At 39.9% G+C, this 18,536-nt stretch carries 18 protein-coding genes and 2 tRNA genes; 4 read left to right on the top strand and 16 right to left on the bottom strand.

What is annotated here, in order from left to right:
- Nucleotides 1–63: 63 nt before the first annotated feature.
- Nucleotides 64–720: an epoxyqueuosine reductase QueH gene (locus OCV60_RS03120; protein ID WP_416810448.1), complete on the bottom strand. Its 657-nt coding sequence runs from the start codon at nucleotides 718–720 to the stop codon at nucleotides 64–66.
- 145 nt (nucleotides 721–865) lie between these two features.
- Between OCV60_RS03120 and OCV60_RS03115 the strand changes: the two genes are divergently transcribed.
- Nucleotides 866–1,099, top strand: a complete 234-nt coding sequence (locus tag OCV60_RS03115) for a hypothetical protein (protein ID WP_021943757.1) — start codon at nucleotides 866–868, stop codon at nucleotides 1,097–1,099.
- Nucleotides 1,100–1,237: 138 nt separating this feature from the next.
- Here OCV60_RS03115 and OCV60_RS03110 read toward each other — a convergent pair whose 3' ends face one another.
- The 8 genes from OCV60_RS03110 to OCV60_RS03075 all read right to left on the bottom strand — a co-directional run bounded on the left by OCV60_RS03110 (nucleotide 1,238) and on the right by OCV60_RS03075 (nucleotide 5,898).
- Nucleotides 1,238–1,654, bottom strand: coding sequence for a putative ABC transporter permease (locus OCV60_RS03110; RefSeq protein ID WP_262529293.1), 417 nt, complete (start codon nucleotides 1,652–1,654; stop codon nucleotides 1,238–1,240).
- Nucleotides 1,655–1,720: 66 nt separating this feature from the next.
- Entirely contained in the window at nucleotides 1,721–2,242 is a 522-nt protein-coding gene (locus OCV60_RS03105) for a DUF6106 family protein (protein WP_021943755.1), read from the bottom strand.
- 59 nt (nucleotides 2,243–2,301) lie between these two features.
- Entirely contained in the window at nucleotides 2,302–3,228 is a 927-nt protein-coding gene (locus OCV60_RS03100) for a GNAT family N-acetyltransferase (protein WP_147341657.1), read from the bottom strand.
- Nucleotides 3,229–3,242: 14 nt separating this feature from the next.
- Nucleotides 3,243–3,788: a 2-C-methyl-D-erythritol 2,4-cyclodiphosphate synthase gene (gene ispF / locus OCV60_RS03095; RefSeq protein ID WP_117784909.1), complete on the bottom strand. Its 546-nt coding sequence runs from the start codon at nucleotides 3,786–3,788 to the stop codon at nucleotides 3,243–3,245.
- 145 nt (nucleotides 3,789–3,933) lie between these two features.
- Nucleotides 3,934–4,007: transfer RNA gene (locus OCV60_RS03090), tRNA-Met, on the bottom strand.
- Between the two features lie 15 nt (nucleotides 4,008–4,022).
- Nucleotides 4,023–4,095 (bottom strand) — tRNA-Val (locus tag OCV60_RS03085).
- A gap of 119 nt (nucleotides 4,096–4,214) precedes the next feature.
- Nucleotides 4,215–4,739 carry a DUF1700 domain-containing protein gene (locus OCV60_RS03080; protein ID WP_173788632.1) on the bottom strand — a complete coding sequence of 175 codons (525 nt, stop codon included), beginning with the start codon at nucleotides 4,737–4,739 and terminating at the stop codon, nucleotides 4,215–4,217.
- Nucleotides 4,740–4,830: 91 nt separating this feature from the next.
- Entirely contained in the window at nucleotides 4,831–5,898 is a 1,068-nt protein-coding gene (locus OCV60_RS03075; RefSeq protein WP_243000356.1) for a transglutaminase domain-containing protein, read from the bottom strand.
- Between the two features lie 199 nt (nucleotides 5,899–6,097).
- On the opposite strand from OCV60_RS03075, the gene argH reads away from it, so the two are divergent.
- The gene (argH, locus tag OCV60_RS03070; RefSeq protein WP_008400682.1) at nucleotides 6,098–7,483 is read left to right on the top strand and encodes an argininosuccinate lyase; all 1,386 of its coding nucleotides are present in this window, start codon (nucleotides 6,098–6,100) and stop codon (nucleotides 7,481–7,483) included.
- A 15-nt stretch (nucleotides 7,484–7,498) separates the two neighbouring features.
- Complete coding sequence (locus OCV60_RS03065) at nucleotides 7,499–7,729, top strand: hypothetical protein (RefSeq protein ID WP_008400681.1); 231 nt, start codon at nucleotides 7,499–7,501, stop codon at nucleotides 7,727–7,729.
- A gap of 285 nt (nucleotides 7,730–8,014) precedes the next feature.
- Here the strand turns inward: OCV60_RS03065 and sigG are convergent, their stop codons facing one another.
- The 7 genes from sigG to OCV60_RS03030 all read right to left on the bottom strand — a co-directional run bounded on the left by sigG (nucleotide 8,015) and on the right by OCV60_RS03030 (nucleotide 17,539).
- Nucleotides 8,015–8,791, bottom strand: a complete 777-nt coding sequence (gene sigG / locus OCV60_RS03060) for an RNA polymerase sporulation sigma factor SigG (protein WP_008400680.1) — start codon at nucleotides 8,789–8,791, stop codon at nucleotides 8,015–8,017.
- A 101-nt stretch (nucleotides 8,792–8,892) separates the two neighbouring features.
- Entirely contained in the window at nucleotides 8,893–10,491 is a 1,599-nt protein-coding gene (locus tag OCV60_RS03055) for a peptide chain release factor 3 (protein ID WP_118675160.1), read from the bottom strand.
- Nucleotides 10,492–10,493: 2 nt separating this feature from the next.
- Nucleotides 10,494–10,997 carry a helix-turn-helix domain-containing protein gene (locus OCV60_RS03050; RefSeq protein ID WP_118675159.1) on the bottom strand — a complete coding sequence of 168 codons (504 nt, stop codon included), beginning with the start codon at nucleotides 10,995–10,997 and terminating at the stop codon, nucleotides 10,494–10,496.
- A 51-nt stretch (nucleotides 10,998–11,048) separates the two neighbouring features.
- Entirely contained in the window at nucleotides 11,049–11,753 is a 705-nt protein-coding gene (locus tag OCV60_RS03045; RefSeq protein ID WP_118675158.1) for a 4'-phosphopantetheinyl transferase family protein, read from the bottom strand.
- 153 nt (nucleotides 11,754–11,906) lie between these two features.
- The gene (locus tag OCV60_RS03040) at nucleotides 11,907–14,480 is read right to left on the bottom strand and encodes a tubulin-like doman-containing protein (RefSeq protein WP_262529291.1); all 2,574 of its coding nucleotides are present in this window, start codon (nucleotides 14,478–14,480) and stop codon (nucleotides 11,907–11,909) included.
- A gap of 377 nt (nucleotides 14,481–14,857) precedes the next feature.
- Nucleotides 14,858–16,510, bottom strand: coding sequence for an alpha-amylase family glycosyl hydrolase (locus OCV60_RS03035; RefSeq protein WP_117784913.1), 1,653 nt, complete (start codon nucleotides 16,508–16,510; stop codon nucleotides 14,858–14,860).
- 120 nt (nucleotides 16,511–16,630) lie between these two features.
- Entirely contained in the window at nucleotides 16,631–17,539 is a 909-nt protein-coding gene (locus tag OCV60_RS03030; RefSeq protein WP_021943742.1) for a LysR family transcriptional regulator, read from the bottom strand.
- A 332-nt stretch (nucleotides 17,540–17,871) separates the two neighbouring features.
- Here OCV60_RS03030 and OCV60_RS03025 point away from each other — a divergent pair, with 332 nt between their 5' ends.
- Nucleotides 17,872–18,525: a DUF6198 family protein gene (locus tag OCV60_RS03025; RefSeq protein WP_117785012.1), complete on the top strand. Its 654-nt coding sequence runs from the start codon at nucleotides 17,872–17,874 to the stop codon at nucleotides 18,523–18,525.
- Nucleotides 18,526–18,536: the final 11 nt, after the last annotated feature.

Raw genomic sequence — 18,536 nt, 5'->3', positions numbered from 1 at the left:
GTTTTGTCAATTCTAACACATTTGTTATTGTTAGACAACACTTTTTCATCGAAATTCGTCAACTTATTTCTGAGCAGCTTCCTGCTTCATTTTTTCTGTTGCTTCATACGCTCTTCTGCTGAACTCACAGCCGCAGAAGTTCTGTCTATATAAATTATATTTCTTTGAAAGCTCGATTGAGCGTTTATATCCGTTTTTCTTCTTAAAATCACTATGTAAAAACATTATACCATACTGCTCACCCAGCTCTTCTCCGATTTCATTGAGCCAGTCTGCATTTTTATGTGGACTGATCGACAAGGTTGTGGTGAAATAGTCATATCCATGTTCTTTTGCAAACGCGGCACTTTTATCCAGACGAAGTTTATAACAGGCATAACACCGTATCCCGCGTTCCGGCTCTTCTTCCATTCCTTTTGCCATTTCAAGAAACCGTTCGCTCTCATGCTCTTCCAGATATGGTTTCACCCCATTCTCCTGATATACTTCATGGACAAAGCGTTTCAATTCGTTCCAGCGTTTCCCGTATTCTTCATCACTTGTGATATTCGGATTATAAAAATAAGCAGTAATATCAAAATAATTGGCCAGGACTTCCAGACAATGACTGGAACAAGGGGCACAGCAGCAATGAAGCAAAAGCTTCTTTTTACTGCCGGAATCCGATATTTTCTTCAATTCTTCTTCCATCATAGTATAATAGTTTGCATTTTTCACTATTTATCTCTCCTTTTTTATAAAAAATAACGGAAGTTTTTCCCTATTCTTGTCTTTTTGTGCATTATTAACAGTTGACTTTGTGCTATCTATACAATATACTATATTCAAACAAACATAGGCATACTATATGATGGAGGTGTTTATCATGACAGTTGAACAGGCAATCAAAAAATATAAATTACAGCCGGTAAGTGTCAGTGTTGCTAAAGTGAAGGCCAAAGAACTGAATGTGGAGGAAGTTTTGTACATGAATGTACAGAAGAATAAATACGCCTACATTGTTAAAGATGGTGCACGGGGAATCATGCTTTACTCCGACGAAAGAAGTCTTTATACCAAACTGTATAAAGGGCTTAAGATGACTCCTCTTCAGCCATAATTTCGTATTTAATTTCACACCACATAAAAGAAGCTTATCATCAGAAGTCCGGATTTCAGACCGGATCTGTTATAAGCTTTTTTTATTACTCTAAATGTCGCAGCTTCTTCAGCAACAAAAAACTCTCATTTCATTTATTTAAAATAATCTGTACTCCGGTAATTCCTCTCCAAACAGAAAATACCTGATTCCATCATCCACAAATATTATGATCAATGAAAGAAACATCCACAGCACAGAATACGGCAGACATATCTGCCCCATTACATTATATGGCAGGTATGAATAATCCCATACTCCAACATGAAAGATCAGATTTACGATAACTCCGGTTACAAATTCAAACAAAGTTATGATCCCTGACGATAAAATCAGCTGTAGCGGAATCGGCATTCTCGGGAACATCTGATTCAAACCTCCGCAGGCAATCATACACAGCCCCCCACAGATTATCATGGAATAATGAGAATAATCTCTGGTAAATATCTCAAGAAAATAATATACCATCCCTCCGGTCAAAAACAAAGACAGATATTTAAAAAAAGTAATCTTCATCGCAAGCACCTCTTTTTATAGTATCTGTCTTTCTGCTTATAAATATGTGTCTGTTCCTGACTTTCTCTATTCCCGGATTTTTCCCTTAAAAAATTGTTTTACATGTTCAATCGTCTTTGCATCAAGCTCTAACAGAACTTCCTCTGTGCGGTTATTCTTATTCAGGATAAAAGAATAAACAGGATTCTCTGTGTTCTTATCCTTTGAAGTGAAATTAATCGTTTTAATACCGGAATTTGCCTGATGCTCATTATCCCTGTAGATTGAATCTACAGTCGTGATCTGCTTTACTTCTCCGCCTTCAAAATGATACATCTGTTTTCTGCTGCTCTTTGCGGTGATCCTTGCAACCTCAACATCATCATTTACAAACAAATATTCAAACTCACACTCTTTTCGATTGATCGCAAGTGAAAATATAATTACACCAACAACCGCAAGCGGAAGTCCAAAGATTGCGCCTCCCGGTACAAAGAACATAAAAAATGCTCCCACCACAGTGATAAATGCTCCAAGTACAATCAATACCATAATTCCGGCAGAAGTCTTTGTTTTCACTATATGTTCTACATATCCATCTGTTGTCATTTTATTTCTCCTTTTTGTATATACATTCTATAATTATTATACATGGTATCCATACTTTTTTAAACCACTTCATTTATGAAAATATGATCTGATTTTCTATATAATTCTGTGCACTCCTTATATGGCTCATAAAACATGATCCCATGGCCTTTCTTTATCATCTTATGATCTGTATATGTTCCAAACAATTCAACCTCAGAAAATACAGGAATATCACTCTCGCAAATTCCATATAACAACGGATCGATTGAGTCGGTAACTGTACAATACTGAACAATCTCTGCGCGATCCCCATCATACATGATTCCATATACCGCTGCTATCTCATTCTCATCCTTTATAATATATACATCACCGAATAGAGACTGACATTCCATTCCAAGATCCTCCAGATAGGCTCTGGTTCGTGGTACAAAGAGATCATAACGTTGTGTCAGTTTTACAGAAAAGCTTTGCAACTGTTCATCTGTTATATCTTCCAACCCACAAAGCTCATAATCATTCTTCTCAGGTTTCAGATCTGTTATATTATAAAAGCCGCTTTCTACCACCGGAGCAAATCCCAGTCCTTTATAATAGATCTCTTTCTCCGGCATCAGATAAATATAATCGTAATTATTCTCTGCCGCATATGACAGCACATACTTCATTAACATCGACATAATTCCCTGTTTGCGAAATTCCGGGACTGTCGCAACTCCAACAACATAACCGCCCTTTTTATATGCTGTCACTCCTGCTGTCGTCTCAGCAAGAGTATATGGATTTAAATGCACCATGGAAATGATCTTAGAGCCATTCTTTGCCACAAAGATCTGATTTCTTATTGCTACACTTGAAAAATAATAATCCATATATGCATCCTGATCGTCAAATGACTGTTTCCAGAGTTTTCGTATCTCGTTCAAATCTTCCGCTCCGGCAATCTCTATCCTGATCGAATCAAACGATTTACGATCCATATGATCGTATCTTTCTTCATTCATACCCGAACTACCTACTACCTGACCGGACAGCCCTGACAACCGGCACAGCCTCCCTGATTCATTCCCATAACATCATAATCATAGTTTCCAACAGTCTCTAACAGACAGACAGCCTGTGAACTGATTCCAAGGCCCGCTCCGGTAAATCCCAGCTTTTCCTCTGTCGTAGCCTTCACATTCACCCTGTTCACCGGAAGCTCCAGACATTCTGCAATATTCTTTCTCATATCTTCTATATATGGGGCAAGCTTCGGCTGCTGTGCTATCACTGTCGCATCTATATTCTCTATAAAGAAAAAATTCTCGTCCAGAAGCTTCTTCACTTCCTTTAACAGCACCATGCTGTCTGCACCCTTATAACGGTCATCTGTATCCGGAAAATGCCTGCCGATATCTCCCAGTGCCGCTGCTCCAAGAAGCGCATCCATGATCGCATGTAGCAGAACATCTGCATCTGAATGCCCAAGCAATCCTTTCTCATATGAAATCTCCACTCCGCCAAGGATCAACTTTCTGTCTTCTACCAATTTATGAACATCATAGCCCATTCCAACTCGCATATTTGATTTCTCCTTATTTCTTATTTACCCATCTCACCCGATGATAAAATGTTTATCCATTCTATAATAATTTATCCGTTCATAATCGACGAACTTTTCTACAAAGAAAAAAATCGTCATGACATTCATGACGATTAAAGGTTAGTAGCGGGAGGGGGATTTGAACCCTCGACACTGCGGGTATGAACCGCATGCTCTAGCCAACTGAGCTATCCCGCCATATTTTATTTTAAATGGGACCTACAGGGCTCGAACCTGTGACCCTCTGCTTGTAAGGCAGATGCTCTCCCAGCTGAGCTAAGATCCCATTTCGTTTGTGCTCTCTGTCGAACACCTTTGCTAGTATAAGGGATATACCGATAATTGTCAAGAACTTTTTTCAACTTTTTTTAAAACTTTTTTATCTGTTAAAAATTCTACTTCCGACTACATTCGATGATTGTCGATCAGACTGATAATCAGGTTCACAATAAATAAAATTGCAGCAACCGGAATGATCACATATACAAGAATCTTAACTCCAATCACAACAAGCAATACAATCAGTGCAAGTAATAAAATAAGTCCGATTCCGATCACAACCTTCCCAAGCGTTGTAGAAAAATCAAGTTTTCCAAAGCAGACACTGGTATTTCCATTTTCATCCATTTTGACATGCCAGCCCTTTGGTGCGTCTTCTCCATCTCGGCTCACACTTCCGCGTCCGCCGCCTGTTGTCTCTGTATAAGTATAACTCTGTTCTGTCCGGTCAGCTCCTGCGGTATCAACAATCGTCTTTGCGATCAGTCGCCCGGAGCCAAGTTCCGCAACAATCTCCTCCTCAGTCTTTCCTTCTGCCAGTTTTCTCCGGAAATAAGACTCATAATATTCTATTGTTTCACAATATTTCTCATATGATACATTGCCATCCAGCCCTTCTCTGAGCTGATCCATAAATTCTTTCTTGCTCATATCTATCACACTTCACCCTCGCCTGTTCATCAGACATTGAGTTTTCCTTTCTCCCGTACTGTCGCGGGCATTTTGTTTTACAATAATAAAATCATGTATTTACATATACAATGATCACATAATATTCTCCCATATCTTCAACCAGATACTTAAGTTTTTTTATAGCCGAACTGTCATAGAGAAATGACAGATCCGGTCTGTCCGTATCCATATAATAAACAATTGCTTCGAGCACATCCGAGCGTCCGATCTGCTTCGTGATCCCTTTCTTATATGCTTCAAAATCATCAAATACTGCAAATGTCTTCACATAATAATTCATATCTGTATCTGTGCAGGTACGGTAAAACTCCCGTTCCCATGTATGATTTTCGGCAAGTGTATCATCTGTCAGATTAAAATATGTGTGTTTTACATATTCACCCATATCCGGAACCGCATCATCCCAGGTCAGATCAATATTATACCATTCCCCGTCAAGTTCTATCTGATTCCATGCATGCAGATCTCCATCCGCAGTCCCTACCACAATATCACAAGGAATATCCAAACAGGTCATCAGCATAAAAAATGCCTCTGCATAGCCATCGCAGACCGCCTTATGGGATACAAGAACACCATAAGCATCATATGCATCCTGCTGTTCCTCTGGAAAGCCATATACACAGTTCTTTATCAGATAATCATGTGCTGCTTTCTCCTTATCAAAATCGCTCATCGGTTCTTTAATGCAGGTCTTGTAAAATTCTATATATGAATCATACATGGCAAGTGCTTTCTTTTTATCCGATGGTATCTCTTCATCAAAAAGCACCTTCCGGATCACATAATAATTCTCACTCCGATCAAAAGAAAGTTGAATTGCAAGATAATCGCCGGAGGACACCAGTACTCGATAGGTATCTACACTTCCAAATGCCGAATCCACATATTTATTGATATCACTTATATCCTTTATCTTTACATTTTTTACATAAAAGATATCAGAATCATTTCCATCTTCCATCGAATGCATCACATTTGTTCGTAATGCTACCATTCCGTCCACAACATCCTGACGATGAAATATATTAAAAAATGCCCATCTTCCTGTATAGAAAAGAACGATCAGCACAAGTGCCGTAATGATTCCTTTCAAAATAAAATGTCGTTTCTTCATCCAATCCATCCATTCTGACAATTTAGGTTATTTTATCATCTGTCCGCAACTGCTGTAAACCTGTAAATATCTTTTTCATAAAAATTTGATATTTACCGTGCAAAATTCTTCTGCTAATCCCTGTTTTTGTTGATTAAGCTCTCATCCTGTTGTAAAATGAAACAGTTAAAATAATTTTAGAGAAAAGAGGAACTACATTATGGCACAGCTCTGGGGTGGTCGTTTCACAAAAGAAACAGACCAGTTAGTATATAACTTTAATGCTTCGATCTCTTTTGATCAGAAGTTCTATAAACAGGATATTCGCGGAAGCATCGCGCATGTTACCATGCTTGCAGCATCCGGAATCCTTACGGAAGCAGAACGAGATCAGATCATCGACGGCTTAAACAGCATCCTTACCGATGTGGAAAACGGTACACTTGAAATCACATCCAAATATGAAGATATTCACAGCTTTGTAGAAGCAAATCTGATCGACCGTATCGGTGATACCGGTAAGAAATTACATACCGGAAGAAGCCGTAATGATCAGGTAGCTCTTGACATGAAGCTCTATGTAAGAGATGAGATCGTCGAAATTAAAGCTCTTGTGCTGGAATTAATGAACACCTTACATTCCCTGATGAAGGAACATATCCACACATATATGCCCGGATTTACACATTTACAGAAGGCGCAGCCGATCACTCTCGCCCATCACTTTGGTGCATACATGGAGATGTTCAAGCGTGATTACGGCCGTCTGTGTGATATCTATGCGAGAATGAATTACTGTCCACTGGGCTCCGGTGCTTTAGCCGGCACAACTTACCCTCTGGATCGTGAGTTAACTGCTTCCCTGCTTGATTTTGCAGGTCCTACTCTTAACAGTATGGATTCTGTCGCAGACCGTGATTACTGCATCGAATTATTATCCGCTCTTTCAACGATCATGATGCATCTGAGCCGTTTCTCAGAGGAGATCATTATCTGGAATACAAATGAATATCAGTTTGTCGAACTGGATGACGCATACAGCACAGGAAGCTCGATCATGCCACAGAAAAAAAACCCTGATATCGCAGAGCTGGTTCGTGGTAAGACCGGACGTGTCTATGGCGCTCTGACTTCTCTCCTTACCACAATGAAGGGAATTCCGCTTGCTTATAATAAGGATATGCAAGAGGATAAGGAATTTACCTTTGATGCGATCGATACCGTAAAGGGATGTATCGCATTATTTAACGGTATGATAAAAACTATGACTGTAAATAAAGACCGTATGGAAGCATCTGCAAAGAACGGATTCACAAATGCTACGGATGCTGCCGATTATCTGGTAAACCACGGTGTTCCATTCCGTGATGCTCACGGCATCGTAGGTGAACTGGTTCTCACCTGTATCGAACGGAACATCTCGCTGGATGAGCTTCCACTAGACGACTACAAGGCAATCTGTCCGGTATTTGAAGACGACATCTATCTGGCGATCAGCATGGAAGAATGTGTCAATAAACGTAATACAATCGGTGCTCCGGGACCGGAAGCTATGAATAAGATCATCGAGATCAACGAAGCTTATCTGAAGGATCTGAATAAGTAAGGAGATGAATCAGAAATGAATCGAACAACAAAAGCAAAATATGATCTGGCAGAACGAATGTTAAATGTTCACATCGAACCGGCCGAGGTTGCCATAATGAGCGATCTTCCACTCGAGGAAGTAGAAAAGCTGAAAGCAAATCTCATGAAAAACAGCGATACCGGCGGCACAACCGTTCAGGACTATATGGCAGAGCTTGCCACCGAAGCCAAATCACAGCTAGAAGCTCAAAACAAGAATAAATAGAGCAAAAAAAGCACAATAAATGTAAAAACTATAATAAAATATGGGAAATCACAATAACACAGATTTACCTATAAACAAATAAAGAGGTATCTATATTTTGTTCTACAGACCTTTTTCATGTCGGTCCTTAACGAACCGCAAGGCGGTGAGTTTAGTACCGCTACGTGATAACTGAGCCCTTACCAAGGCTATTTAGCCGAGGTTAGTTCGAAGTTATACAGCGTAAAAATAGAATGAAAATGCTCTGTAGAATAAATATATAGATACCTTTTAATCGTCCATATATTATCTGAGGTAGCCCTTTAGAGATTTGATCGCACTCTTTTCGATACGGCTGACCTGCGCCTGTGAAATTGCGATCTCCGATGCGACCTCGGTCTGTGTCTTTCCTTCAAAGAAACGGAGCCTTAATATATTATATTCTCTCTCGTTTAATTTCTTCATTGCCTCTTTCAATGAAATATTCTCTACCCAATTTTCTTCTTTATTCTTCTTATCACTTAACTGATCTACGATATATAACGTATCTCCGCCTTCCTGATAAACAGGCTCATATAATGAAACCGGTGTCGATATGGCATCCAGTGCTGTCGTGATATCTTCCGGTGCTACATCGATCTCCTTTGCAATTTCATCCACGGTCGGTTCCCGATCCAACTTCTTTAACAAAGCATCCTTTGTGTAGATTGCCTTATATGCAATATCTCTTAACGACCTGGATACCCTGATACTGTTATTATCCCGCAGATACCTCCGACATTCTCCAAGTATCATCGGAACTGCATATGTCGAAAACTTCACATTCAGACTCCGGTCAAAATTATCAATTGCTTTTATCAATCCTATGCATCCAACCTGAAACAGATCGTCAGGGTTCTCATTTGAATTCGAAAATCTCTGGATCACACTCAGAACCAGTCGCAGATTGCCCTTGATAAAGGTCTCTCTGGCAGCCATATCTCCCTGCTCGATCCTGTCAAACAATTCATCCTTTTCCTTGTCTGTCAGTAACGGAAGTCTGGCTGTATTCACACCACATATCACTACCCTGTTCAGTGCCATATCATGTTCCTCCTGCTTATGTCTGCCTGTCTGTCAAACGGATTTTTTCTTAGGCCTCATAAGAAAAGGATTTACATTTTCAAGGTAGATTATTCATTTATTTAATTCTTTCTGAACTCTAACAGTTCCAGTCCTTCATTATGCTCAAGCACCTGATTGATAACCCATTCATTTGCAAATAACAATAATGGATTACCCTTCATATCCTTCACCTTCTTAACATCGCTGACACGTTTCAGCTTTGTAAGATCTGTAGATGGATCTTTTACCCAACGGATATAGTTATAAGGGATCGGCTCTAAACGGATCTCACATCCATATTCATTCTCCAGTCTGTATTTTAATACATCAAACTGAAGAACACCTACAACACCTACAATAATCTCAGACAATCCTGCTGTAAACTCCTGAAAGATCTGAATTGCACCCTCCTGCGCGATCTGAGTAACACCCTGTACAAACTGCTTACGCTTCATCGTATTCATCTGAACAACACGACAGAAATGCTCCGGCGCAAATGTCGGAATTCCTTCGTACTGGAATTTCTTACCCGGAAATGTAAGAGTATCACCGATTGAAAATAATCCCGGATCAAATACACCGATTACATCACCCGCATATGCTTCTTCTACGATCTTACGATCCTGCGCCATAAGCTGCTGCGGCTGGGATAATTTTAATTTACGCTTACTGGCTGCATGGTAAACCTCCATACCGGCTTCAAATTTACCTGAACAGATACGCATAAATGCGATTCTGTCACGATGCGCTTTATTCATATTTGCCTGTATCTTAAATACGAAAGCTGAAAATGGTTCTGTAACCGGATCGATCACACCCTGATCCGACATTCTTCCAAGAGGAGGTGTCGTCATTTTCAGGAAATAATTCAGGAACATATCGATACCGAATGTATTCAGTGCAGAACCAAAGAATACGGGTGAAAGCTCTCCATTCTGAACCTTCTCGAGATCGACTTCATCGGTTGCACCATCAACCAATTCAATTTCTTCCTTAAACTGGTCATACAGGTACGGTCCGATCAGATCCTTAAGCTCCTGATCCTCGATATGATATTGCGTCTCCGCAGCCTTCTTCGCACCACCAGTTGAGATTGCTTCAAAGGTATCGACCATCTTGGTCTCTCTGTCATAGACACCCTTAAATTCCTTACCGGAACCGATTGGCCAGTTCATCGGACAGGTACGTATTCCAAGGACATTTTCAATCTCATCTAACAATTCAAATGTATCTCTTGCATCACGATCCATCTTATTAATAAATGTAAAAATCGGGATATGACGCATTACACAAACCTTAAAAAGCTTGATCGTCTGTGCCTCTACACCCTTTGATGCATCAATAACCATAACAGCAGAATCCGCAGCCATCAGGGTTCGATATGTGTCTTCTGAGAAATCCTGATGTCCCGGTGTATCAAGAATATTGATACAGTAGCCTTCATAATTAAACTGAAGAACGGATGAGGTAACTGATATACCTCTCTCCTTCTCAATATCCATCCAATCGGATACCGCATATTTGGAATTTGCTTTTCCTTTTACCGATCCTGCCGTATTGATTGCACCACCAAACAGGAGAAACTTCTCTGTTAAAGTCGTCTTACCGGCATCCGGGTGGGATATGATCGCAAATGTTCTTCTTTTCTTGATCTCGTTTTCGATATTCTTGTCTGCCATTTCTAATTTCCTCTTTTACTCATAATTGAATCTTTATTTTTTTTAGCCCACATCATCAATGATTGAATGTTGACCGACATTTTTTCCAATTCAGACAGAACCGAATCAAACTGCTCCAGTTCTCCTTCATCTACAATTCCATCGGAGGTGATATTGATCAGTTGCTCCGTGATATTCTCCATCTTCTGAGAAGATCCAAGGAACTGAAGGATCAGTCGATCCAAGCTATCTGCATTGATCGGTTTCACTGTCTCACGACCGATTGCACACTCCCCTGAGCAATACATATTACAAAGCTCCGGTATCTCATATTCATCCGCCATCGCCAGAACTTCTTCCGGATAAGGAACTGACATGCCAAGCTCGATCCGTGATAACCGCGTCCGGTCAATATTTAAAATCTCAGCCGTCTTTTCCCGGCTGGTAAGATTTGGATTATTCTTTGATGCATTATATCTTGCGATATAATACGGATTATTCAGTGCTTTCGTAGCTTTTTTACTCATATCATGTTCCTCCAAAACTTCACTTATGTATCAGTACATAAATTTTCATCATCATATTACCACACAATCTACATTCTGAGAAGAAAAAAGAACCGACTTATCAGAAAATACAGTTTCTTCTAACAAACCTTCCTTATCTGCACAGGCACAGAGATTATATTCCCGACCTGTTTTATCTGTTATTCTGAATTCCCGGAAATAGACATTTTTCTTTTTCATCTCTGAACGATCCATAATTTTTTTCTGAGTCGGTTCTGAAAAATCAAGTCCTTTTCCTGTCATCTTACCAAATGATTCCATCCGGGTCCAGACCCGCGCAAAATATAACGCAGCCGCATCCGGATCCAACTTCTTATATTGTTCTCTGTCCGCTTCTGAAAATAACCGGTTCACGATCTTCTCCCGTCCACCCTGTATCAGCTCGATATCAATGCCACAGGACAGATCGTGCTTCGTTTCTTTATGAAAGATCAGAACTGCAATGCATCCGCTGTGACTGATATTAAATGCTATCTCAGGATGATCTGCCAGATAAACCTTGCCATGCTCCATGATCTGATAGCGACAGTCTTTCTCAGACAAATGGCACTCTTTTAATGCCCGGTCAAGCAAAATTCCCGCAGCAACCGACAATTTCTTATCCTTCTCATATCGAAGCCTATTCACTTTTTCCAAACGATACTCAGACAGCTCTTCCAGATACTTTTTCATCTGCTCCTCTGTCATATCCGACACATCCGCATACCAAATCAGCATGGAAATTTTCCTTTCTATCTATTCATGTAAACCTTTTTCTAGTATAACCATATTCCGGTAAAAATCAAATTTAAAAAAACCCCACATACGAAAGTTTGAAAAACACTAACGGTTTCATACACCTCCACATGTAGGATTCTTTCATACTATTTATTATAACGTGCAAAGATTCGGGAAATCTTTCATATCCCTATTCACTTCGTCAATATGCAGTCCCTTATAAGAACTATCTACTGCATTATAGGCTTTCTGCATCTCTGCTGTACATGCCATCATAGATGCAGGCACGCCGACATACATATCATTGATCGAAATCTCAATCTCACCAGGATTCAATGTAATGGAATCCTCCTTCTCATTATATGGTTTATCCATCAGGATTCCTTTTACTGCCCTACTGAAATACGGCATTACATTTGGCACTGATATATATTTCTTATTCAACAAAAGTTCTTTGTAGCCATCCTTGAGCACACATAACTGCTTTTCTTCCTGAATATCATTTACAAATGCAGCAGCTACCTTCTGCATAACTTCATCCCGTCGGTTATTTGTCGGTGAACCAAACATAACATTGATATCATTCTCCGCAAGCTTCTTATCAGAGAATGCAACGGATAACATCTTCTCCGGACCATATGCTCCGATACCGCTGAATAAACGACGATAAATCTTCTCCATCTCATCCTTGACAGGAACAACTCTTCCGTTATCAATATTTGCTTCATTATCTAACATCAACCGGATCAGTCCATCCTTTACCTCATTGATACGACTGTCATTTACATAATCAGTCGGAAGGAATTCATGTCTGGCTGCATTCTTTAATATATTCTTGGTTGTTACCTTACCTTCATTTGCAAGATCCTCGATTGAATTCTTCAGATCTTCTCCGAACTGGGAATAGATCTCATCCAAACGCTCTGCTCGCTGCTGCAACCAACGAAGTGTATCACCAAACAGATCCTGTGCATCGATCTCATCCATGATCCGATTTCGTTCTGCAGCAAGTGTCTCTTTGATACAGGCATCATAATATCCATTCTCTGTCTCACGCTTTGCAGACGGAAAAGTGAAGAAACGTTTTGCTACAATCTCACATATAGATTCTATAATTCTGGAGTATTCACCGGATGGTGTATATTTACTGTGAAGCTCCTGCAGCTTCTTAACCTCTGCCATCATACCTCTGGTAGAATCTGCTACACCGGCTGTTGGTGCTCCGATAATATCAATCGCTGCATACGGACCGCATACCTTGATATATCTGGCAATTACAGCATCTAAGGAATTCCACAATTTATTCTTAATGGACTTGATCATGACCGGAAGCTCTTTATCCATATTATCAAGCTTCTCACCCATATGTTCTCTGAGTCCATCTGTATGCTTCTTGATCATCTTATAGGTTGGCTTCGTAAACTGTCCAAACTGGATTAATCCGTTCACACTGAGGTTGATCTCATCTCCCGGTTCTGCATGAAGAAAATCATCCAGCTCTTTTAACGCATCCTTGATATCCACTTCAATCTGCGGATTGTCAAATGGCGAAACAAACAAACGCTTATATGCTTTGTTAAACAGATCACTCTCACAGATATTCTCAATCTCACGGATCGGTATCTTGTAATCTGCTTCACTGACAACCTTATAATAACAATTTGCTGTCGCAATCTCAGAATCCGAATGTTCCATCTTCCAGTTTGTCACAGAATATTTCTCATTATCAAAGAATACATCCCGAAGCAGCTTTCTGTCATCGTTTACATCATTGTTACCGATATATTTGTTACATGCAAGTTTATATAGGAATCTTGCTGTGTCCATCAGAACTGTACCCTCCGGCAGGTATCCCTGGCTGTCCTTCTTACCGGATACCAGCATACAGGCATCGAACAGATTCTCCCGGATCACCAGCTTGTGGGTGGTGCTTTCAAATATATATGCATCATCCTTTTCTGAAAGCTTCATATAGTAATCGACTTCTTTTAACGCAGCACAGCCATTTGCCATCATCCGGAACATTAACTCCGGATCTTCCGTTACGCTCTTGTTGCCAAATATAACATCCGGCATCAACAGGCAGCCTCCGATTCGAAGATTCGCCCACTTCTTTGCTTTTCCATACGCCCGGATATTATATGTAAGATCAGATAAGATACCGCTTCCGGTTCCGCCGGAAAGACTGGATACAATGATCACATCCATCCAATTACCATTCGCCTTATCATGAATCTCTTCCAGTCTGTCAAATAACAGCATACGGATATCTTCATAAGCATTTGAAAACATGAGTCGTCCGATCTGACGATTGCCATGCGCACCGTCTTTTGTCACTGTAACATCCGGAAAGTCTGCATCCATCCAGTTTGCAAGATTCGGATGTACCGGATTTTTCTTGATTCCATCTGCAAGTATATTTTCAATATTCGGTCTGTAGATACTTAATACTTCAAGTGCATTAAAACCAACATGCTCTTTGCTGTCCTCAATTGTCTGTTCCATCTCAGGAATGTCTGAATCAATCATCAGAAAATGAATATTATCCTCCGGTATGATATCATCAACCATCATCCCCTTTAAGTTACAAACGGTTCTGCTTCCGACACCGCCAAGACCGATCACCAGCAGATTCCCATTAAACCGATCATCGTGACTGATTCTTCCAAATACGCGGATATCCCTCAGCTTGCTAAATTCTTCTTTTTGCGTATCAATAAGTATCATATACAATCTCCTTAATTATAACCATTCCCCCGGCACAGAAGCGGCTTCCGTCAATTCTGTGCAGTCTCGTTACAAATATACTAACATACATATTTATGCTAACACTATTTTATGTGATTTTCAACAAAAAACTACATATTTTTTAGAGGTTTTGCATTCTTTTTTCTATGCAATCTTAATATTCTACGCATAGCTCTTATTCTTTATGCATAAATTTTTGCGACAAAAAAGTCCATCAGACTTGCTCATTCAAAAAACAAGTCTGATGGACTTTTTCTGTCTATAAATTTCTCTAATAAAATATTATACAAAATACTTAATACCATCTTCTCATAGTAATTTTCATTACTATAAGTAAAATGTAGGCAAATTATATATTATTCATTGGTTAAATATACGACAACACCCTTGTTTGCCGGGAGGTCTACGATCAGCTTCCCATCGCGGATCTCAAGGCTTTCTCCGCCTGTACAGTCACCGCCTGCGGCTACAGAGTTTCTCTCCTGCTTATGCATAGTCTGTTCGAATTCGCCGATCACACGATGCATGTTGTTCATGGTATCATTCAGATTTCCAAACAGATTCCATACTGCCTGTCCGAAGTCTGCGCCTGTTTCCAGTGCTTCTAATGCCTTACGGATATCTTCTGCCTTATAGCGGATCTCACCGGAGGCTCCGACCAACTGACCGGCTTTATCAAGCAGCTCATTTCGTGCATTTTCCCATGCCTTTGCTGTTGCATCATCTGTACAGGTATCCTCCTGTACTTCTGTTGTCTGATCGATCGTCAGGAGGTTGACTGCTTTATTTGCACCAATCGGCAGATTGATCTCCATGTGTGCACCGTTATCTGCATTATTCAATGCTGTTACAACTGCACGTCCATCCAGACATCTTGCAAATGCAAACTGTCCGGTCGTCAGATACAATTCCCGGTAGTCTCCATAGGTCAGTTCCGGAAATCTCTGTTTCAGATGCCCAAGTGTTGTATACAATGCAGGGAGCTCATCTTTTTCATTAAAATCAGCCAGATTCAGATCCGGACGCAGATTCCAGTCTGAACCATTCTCCTTATTGCCCGGTATACCGAATTCAGAACCGTAATAGATTGACGGAATTCCCGGTACGGTATATACGAGGATCGCTACATTGTACATATGCGCCTTGTTATTTAATTTACTGTAGATTCTTGCTACATCGTGGTTATCACAGAAGGTATATAACTTCTTATCACCTACAATGCCATTTAAACGCTTGATCGTATGTGCAATCTCAAAATAATTATGGTCGTTATGTCCGGAATACAAGCCCTTATGCAGTTCATAATTTGTTACGGAATGGAGCATATCGTTATTTGCCCATCTCGAATAATCTCCATGAATAACCTCGCCCATCAGCCAGAAATCCGGCTTTAATCCATTGCAGAAGGAACGTAATTCTTTCATAAAGCCAAAATCAAGTACGTCCGCAGCATCCAGACGGATTCCATCAATATCAAATTCATCGACCCAGAACTTTACGGTTTCAAGATGATAATTCTTCACTTCCGGATTCCAGAGGTTTAATTTCGCAAGCAGATTATATCCGCCCCAGTTATCATAGGAAAATCCATCGTTATATTCGTTGTTACCCCAGAAATTCACATTGCAGTACCAATCCTTGTATCTGGAATTCTCCCGGTTCTGCTTTATATCCTGAAATGCAAAGAAATCTCTGCCTGTATGATTAAATACACCATCTACGATGACCTTTACATCATTTGCATGACAGTTCTTTACGAACTGCTTGAAGTCATCATTTGTTCCAAGTCGTCTGTCTACCAGCCGATAATCGGTTGTATCATATCCATGAGAACCGGATTCAAATAACGGTCCTATATAAATCGCATTGCATCCGATCCGCTTCGCATGCTCCGCCCATTCATTTAACTTGTCAAAATGTGCTCCTGTCTCTCCATTGTTATCATGTGGACATCCACACAATCCAAGTGGGTAAATATGATAAAATACTGCGCTGTCATACCATGCCATAGTCTTTATCTCCTTTTATCATTTTTGTATACATATTGCAAAAAGCCATACATATCACTCATGTAAAATTATACCACAAACCTGTCGTATACGCGAAACTTTTATGCAAATTCCGATTTCCTATATATTCCATATAAATTTATCTTCCTGCATTTCATTTTTTTCCGACACATAATCATAAAAACTCTGTACACAGGGAGGCTTATAAGCAGTCGCGTCACAGACCATATAATACATCCGGTCTGCCCGGGGCTTTCTTAGCTTCAGGATTTTTACCGTAAGCCGTTCTAAGAGCTTCATATAAGGAACAACAGCAATTCCAAAGTTATGCGCTACAAGGCCGGCAATTACTTCATCTTCTTCTGTCTCATAAGCAATCTGCGGTGTCTCACCTATCAAGCTATATAATTCGTTTATCACATCCCGCATACCGGAACCTTCCGCAAAATAAATCTGCGGATATTTTAATGTATCCGCAAGATCTACATTTTTCTCTTCTGCGAGCGGGTGCCCCTCCGGGGTAATTACGACAAGATCCTGTCTGCCAACCGGAAGAACAGACAGACCACTTTCATCCACCGGTCTGGAACAGAATATAATATCGTACTGTTTCTCTTTCAGTCCATTTACTAACTCATGTGTTGTTCCTGTATGAAATGAAAACTGAACCATTTCATCCTGTAACCTTTTCCTATAATCATCAGCCAATCCCGGAACAAAGTCCATACCAAGCGGTCGAACAAACCCTAATCTTATGACACCTTCTCCATGTGCTGCCTTCTGCATCAGACGAATGCCCTGATCGAGCGTCCGGATCGTATTCTCCGCATAGACCAGAAATTCTTCTCCATACCTCGTAAGTACAGTGTTACGTCCTGTCTTTTCAAATAATAATACCCCAAGTTCTTCTTCTAACTGGTGAATCGCATGGCTTAAACTCGGCTGTGTGATGTTCAGATTCTTTGCTGCCTTCGTGTACTGCTGTTCCTTTGCCAGTTCCACGAAATATCGTATATAAAATAAATTCATCCGTTTACCTCTTTCTATCTGACTTTTGATGTTCGATTCATTTTCTGTTTTCATCCAAAAAATTTATATTTGAATCCATTATTTATATTATACTCATAGATTTTATATAGACAATATCTATAGAATTATAAAAACTATTCATTTGTTATCATTTGCATGGAGTGTTACAATACGAAACCGTGAAAGGCATATAAAAATGAAGCAAATCCGCTTACATATAATACCGAAATAATCCATTATACATATCGATATGATAAAAACAAATGAAAGGATGCAGCTTTAAAATGAATATATATATACAAAACCATATCATCCAAGAAACAGATGCTCATATGACTCGGCATATCGTGTATGGTGAAATAGCTTTGATCGTTGCCGTATGTATAAACAGCTTCGCAGTCGTTCTGATGTTATATTCCGGTGCAGGGATTTCTGCGATTTCCAGTGTCCCTTACGCCTTTTCCGAGGTGCTCCCAAAGCTCAGCTTAGGTACTTGGACCTACATCTTTCAGGGACTTCTGGTTCTCACCCTAATGATTTTACGGAAGAAATTTGTCCCTCAATATCTGTGCAGTTTTATCGTTGGTTTTTTCTTCGGGAAACTGCTTGATGTCCATGAAATGTGGATCAACATTCTTCCAACCGCTATCGGATACCGGATTCTTTATTTTATAATTAGTTATGTGCTGATCTGTATCGGTATCGCACTTTCCAACCGTTGCGGTCTGCCAATCGTTCCTACCGACCTTTTTCCACGCGAGCTGTCGCAGATCATAAAGAAGAAATATTCAATCGTTAAGATTTCTTTTGACGTCATCTGTCTGCTTACAACTGCCTGTATGACAGGCTTCTTTCTCGGTCATATCAAAGGTCTTGGAATCGGAACTATATTGGCAGCTTTTACAATGGGAAAAGGTATTGCTATCGCCGGACAGATCATTGATAAATATATGATCTTTGTCACCTATCTGTCCAGAAAGAAATAGATTTTTATATA

The sequence above is a fragment of the Coprococcus ammoniilyticus genome, from assembly GCF_025567345.1.
GTDB classification, from domain to species: domain Bacteria; phylum Bacillota; class Clostridia; order Lachnospirales; family Lachnospiraceae; genus Coprococcus; species Coprococcus ammoniilyticus.
The sequence above is the reverse complement of the archived record's forward strand: the minus strand, read 5'-3'. Positions and strand labels throughout refer to the sequence as shown.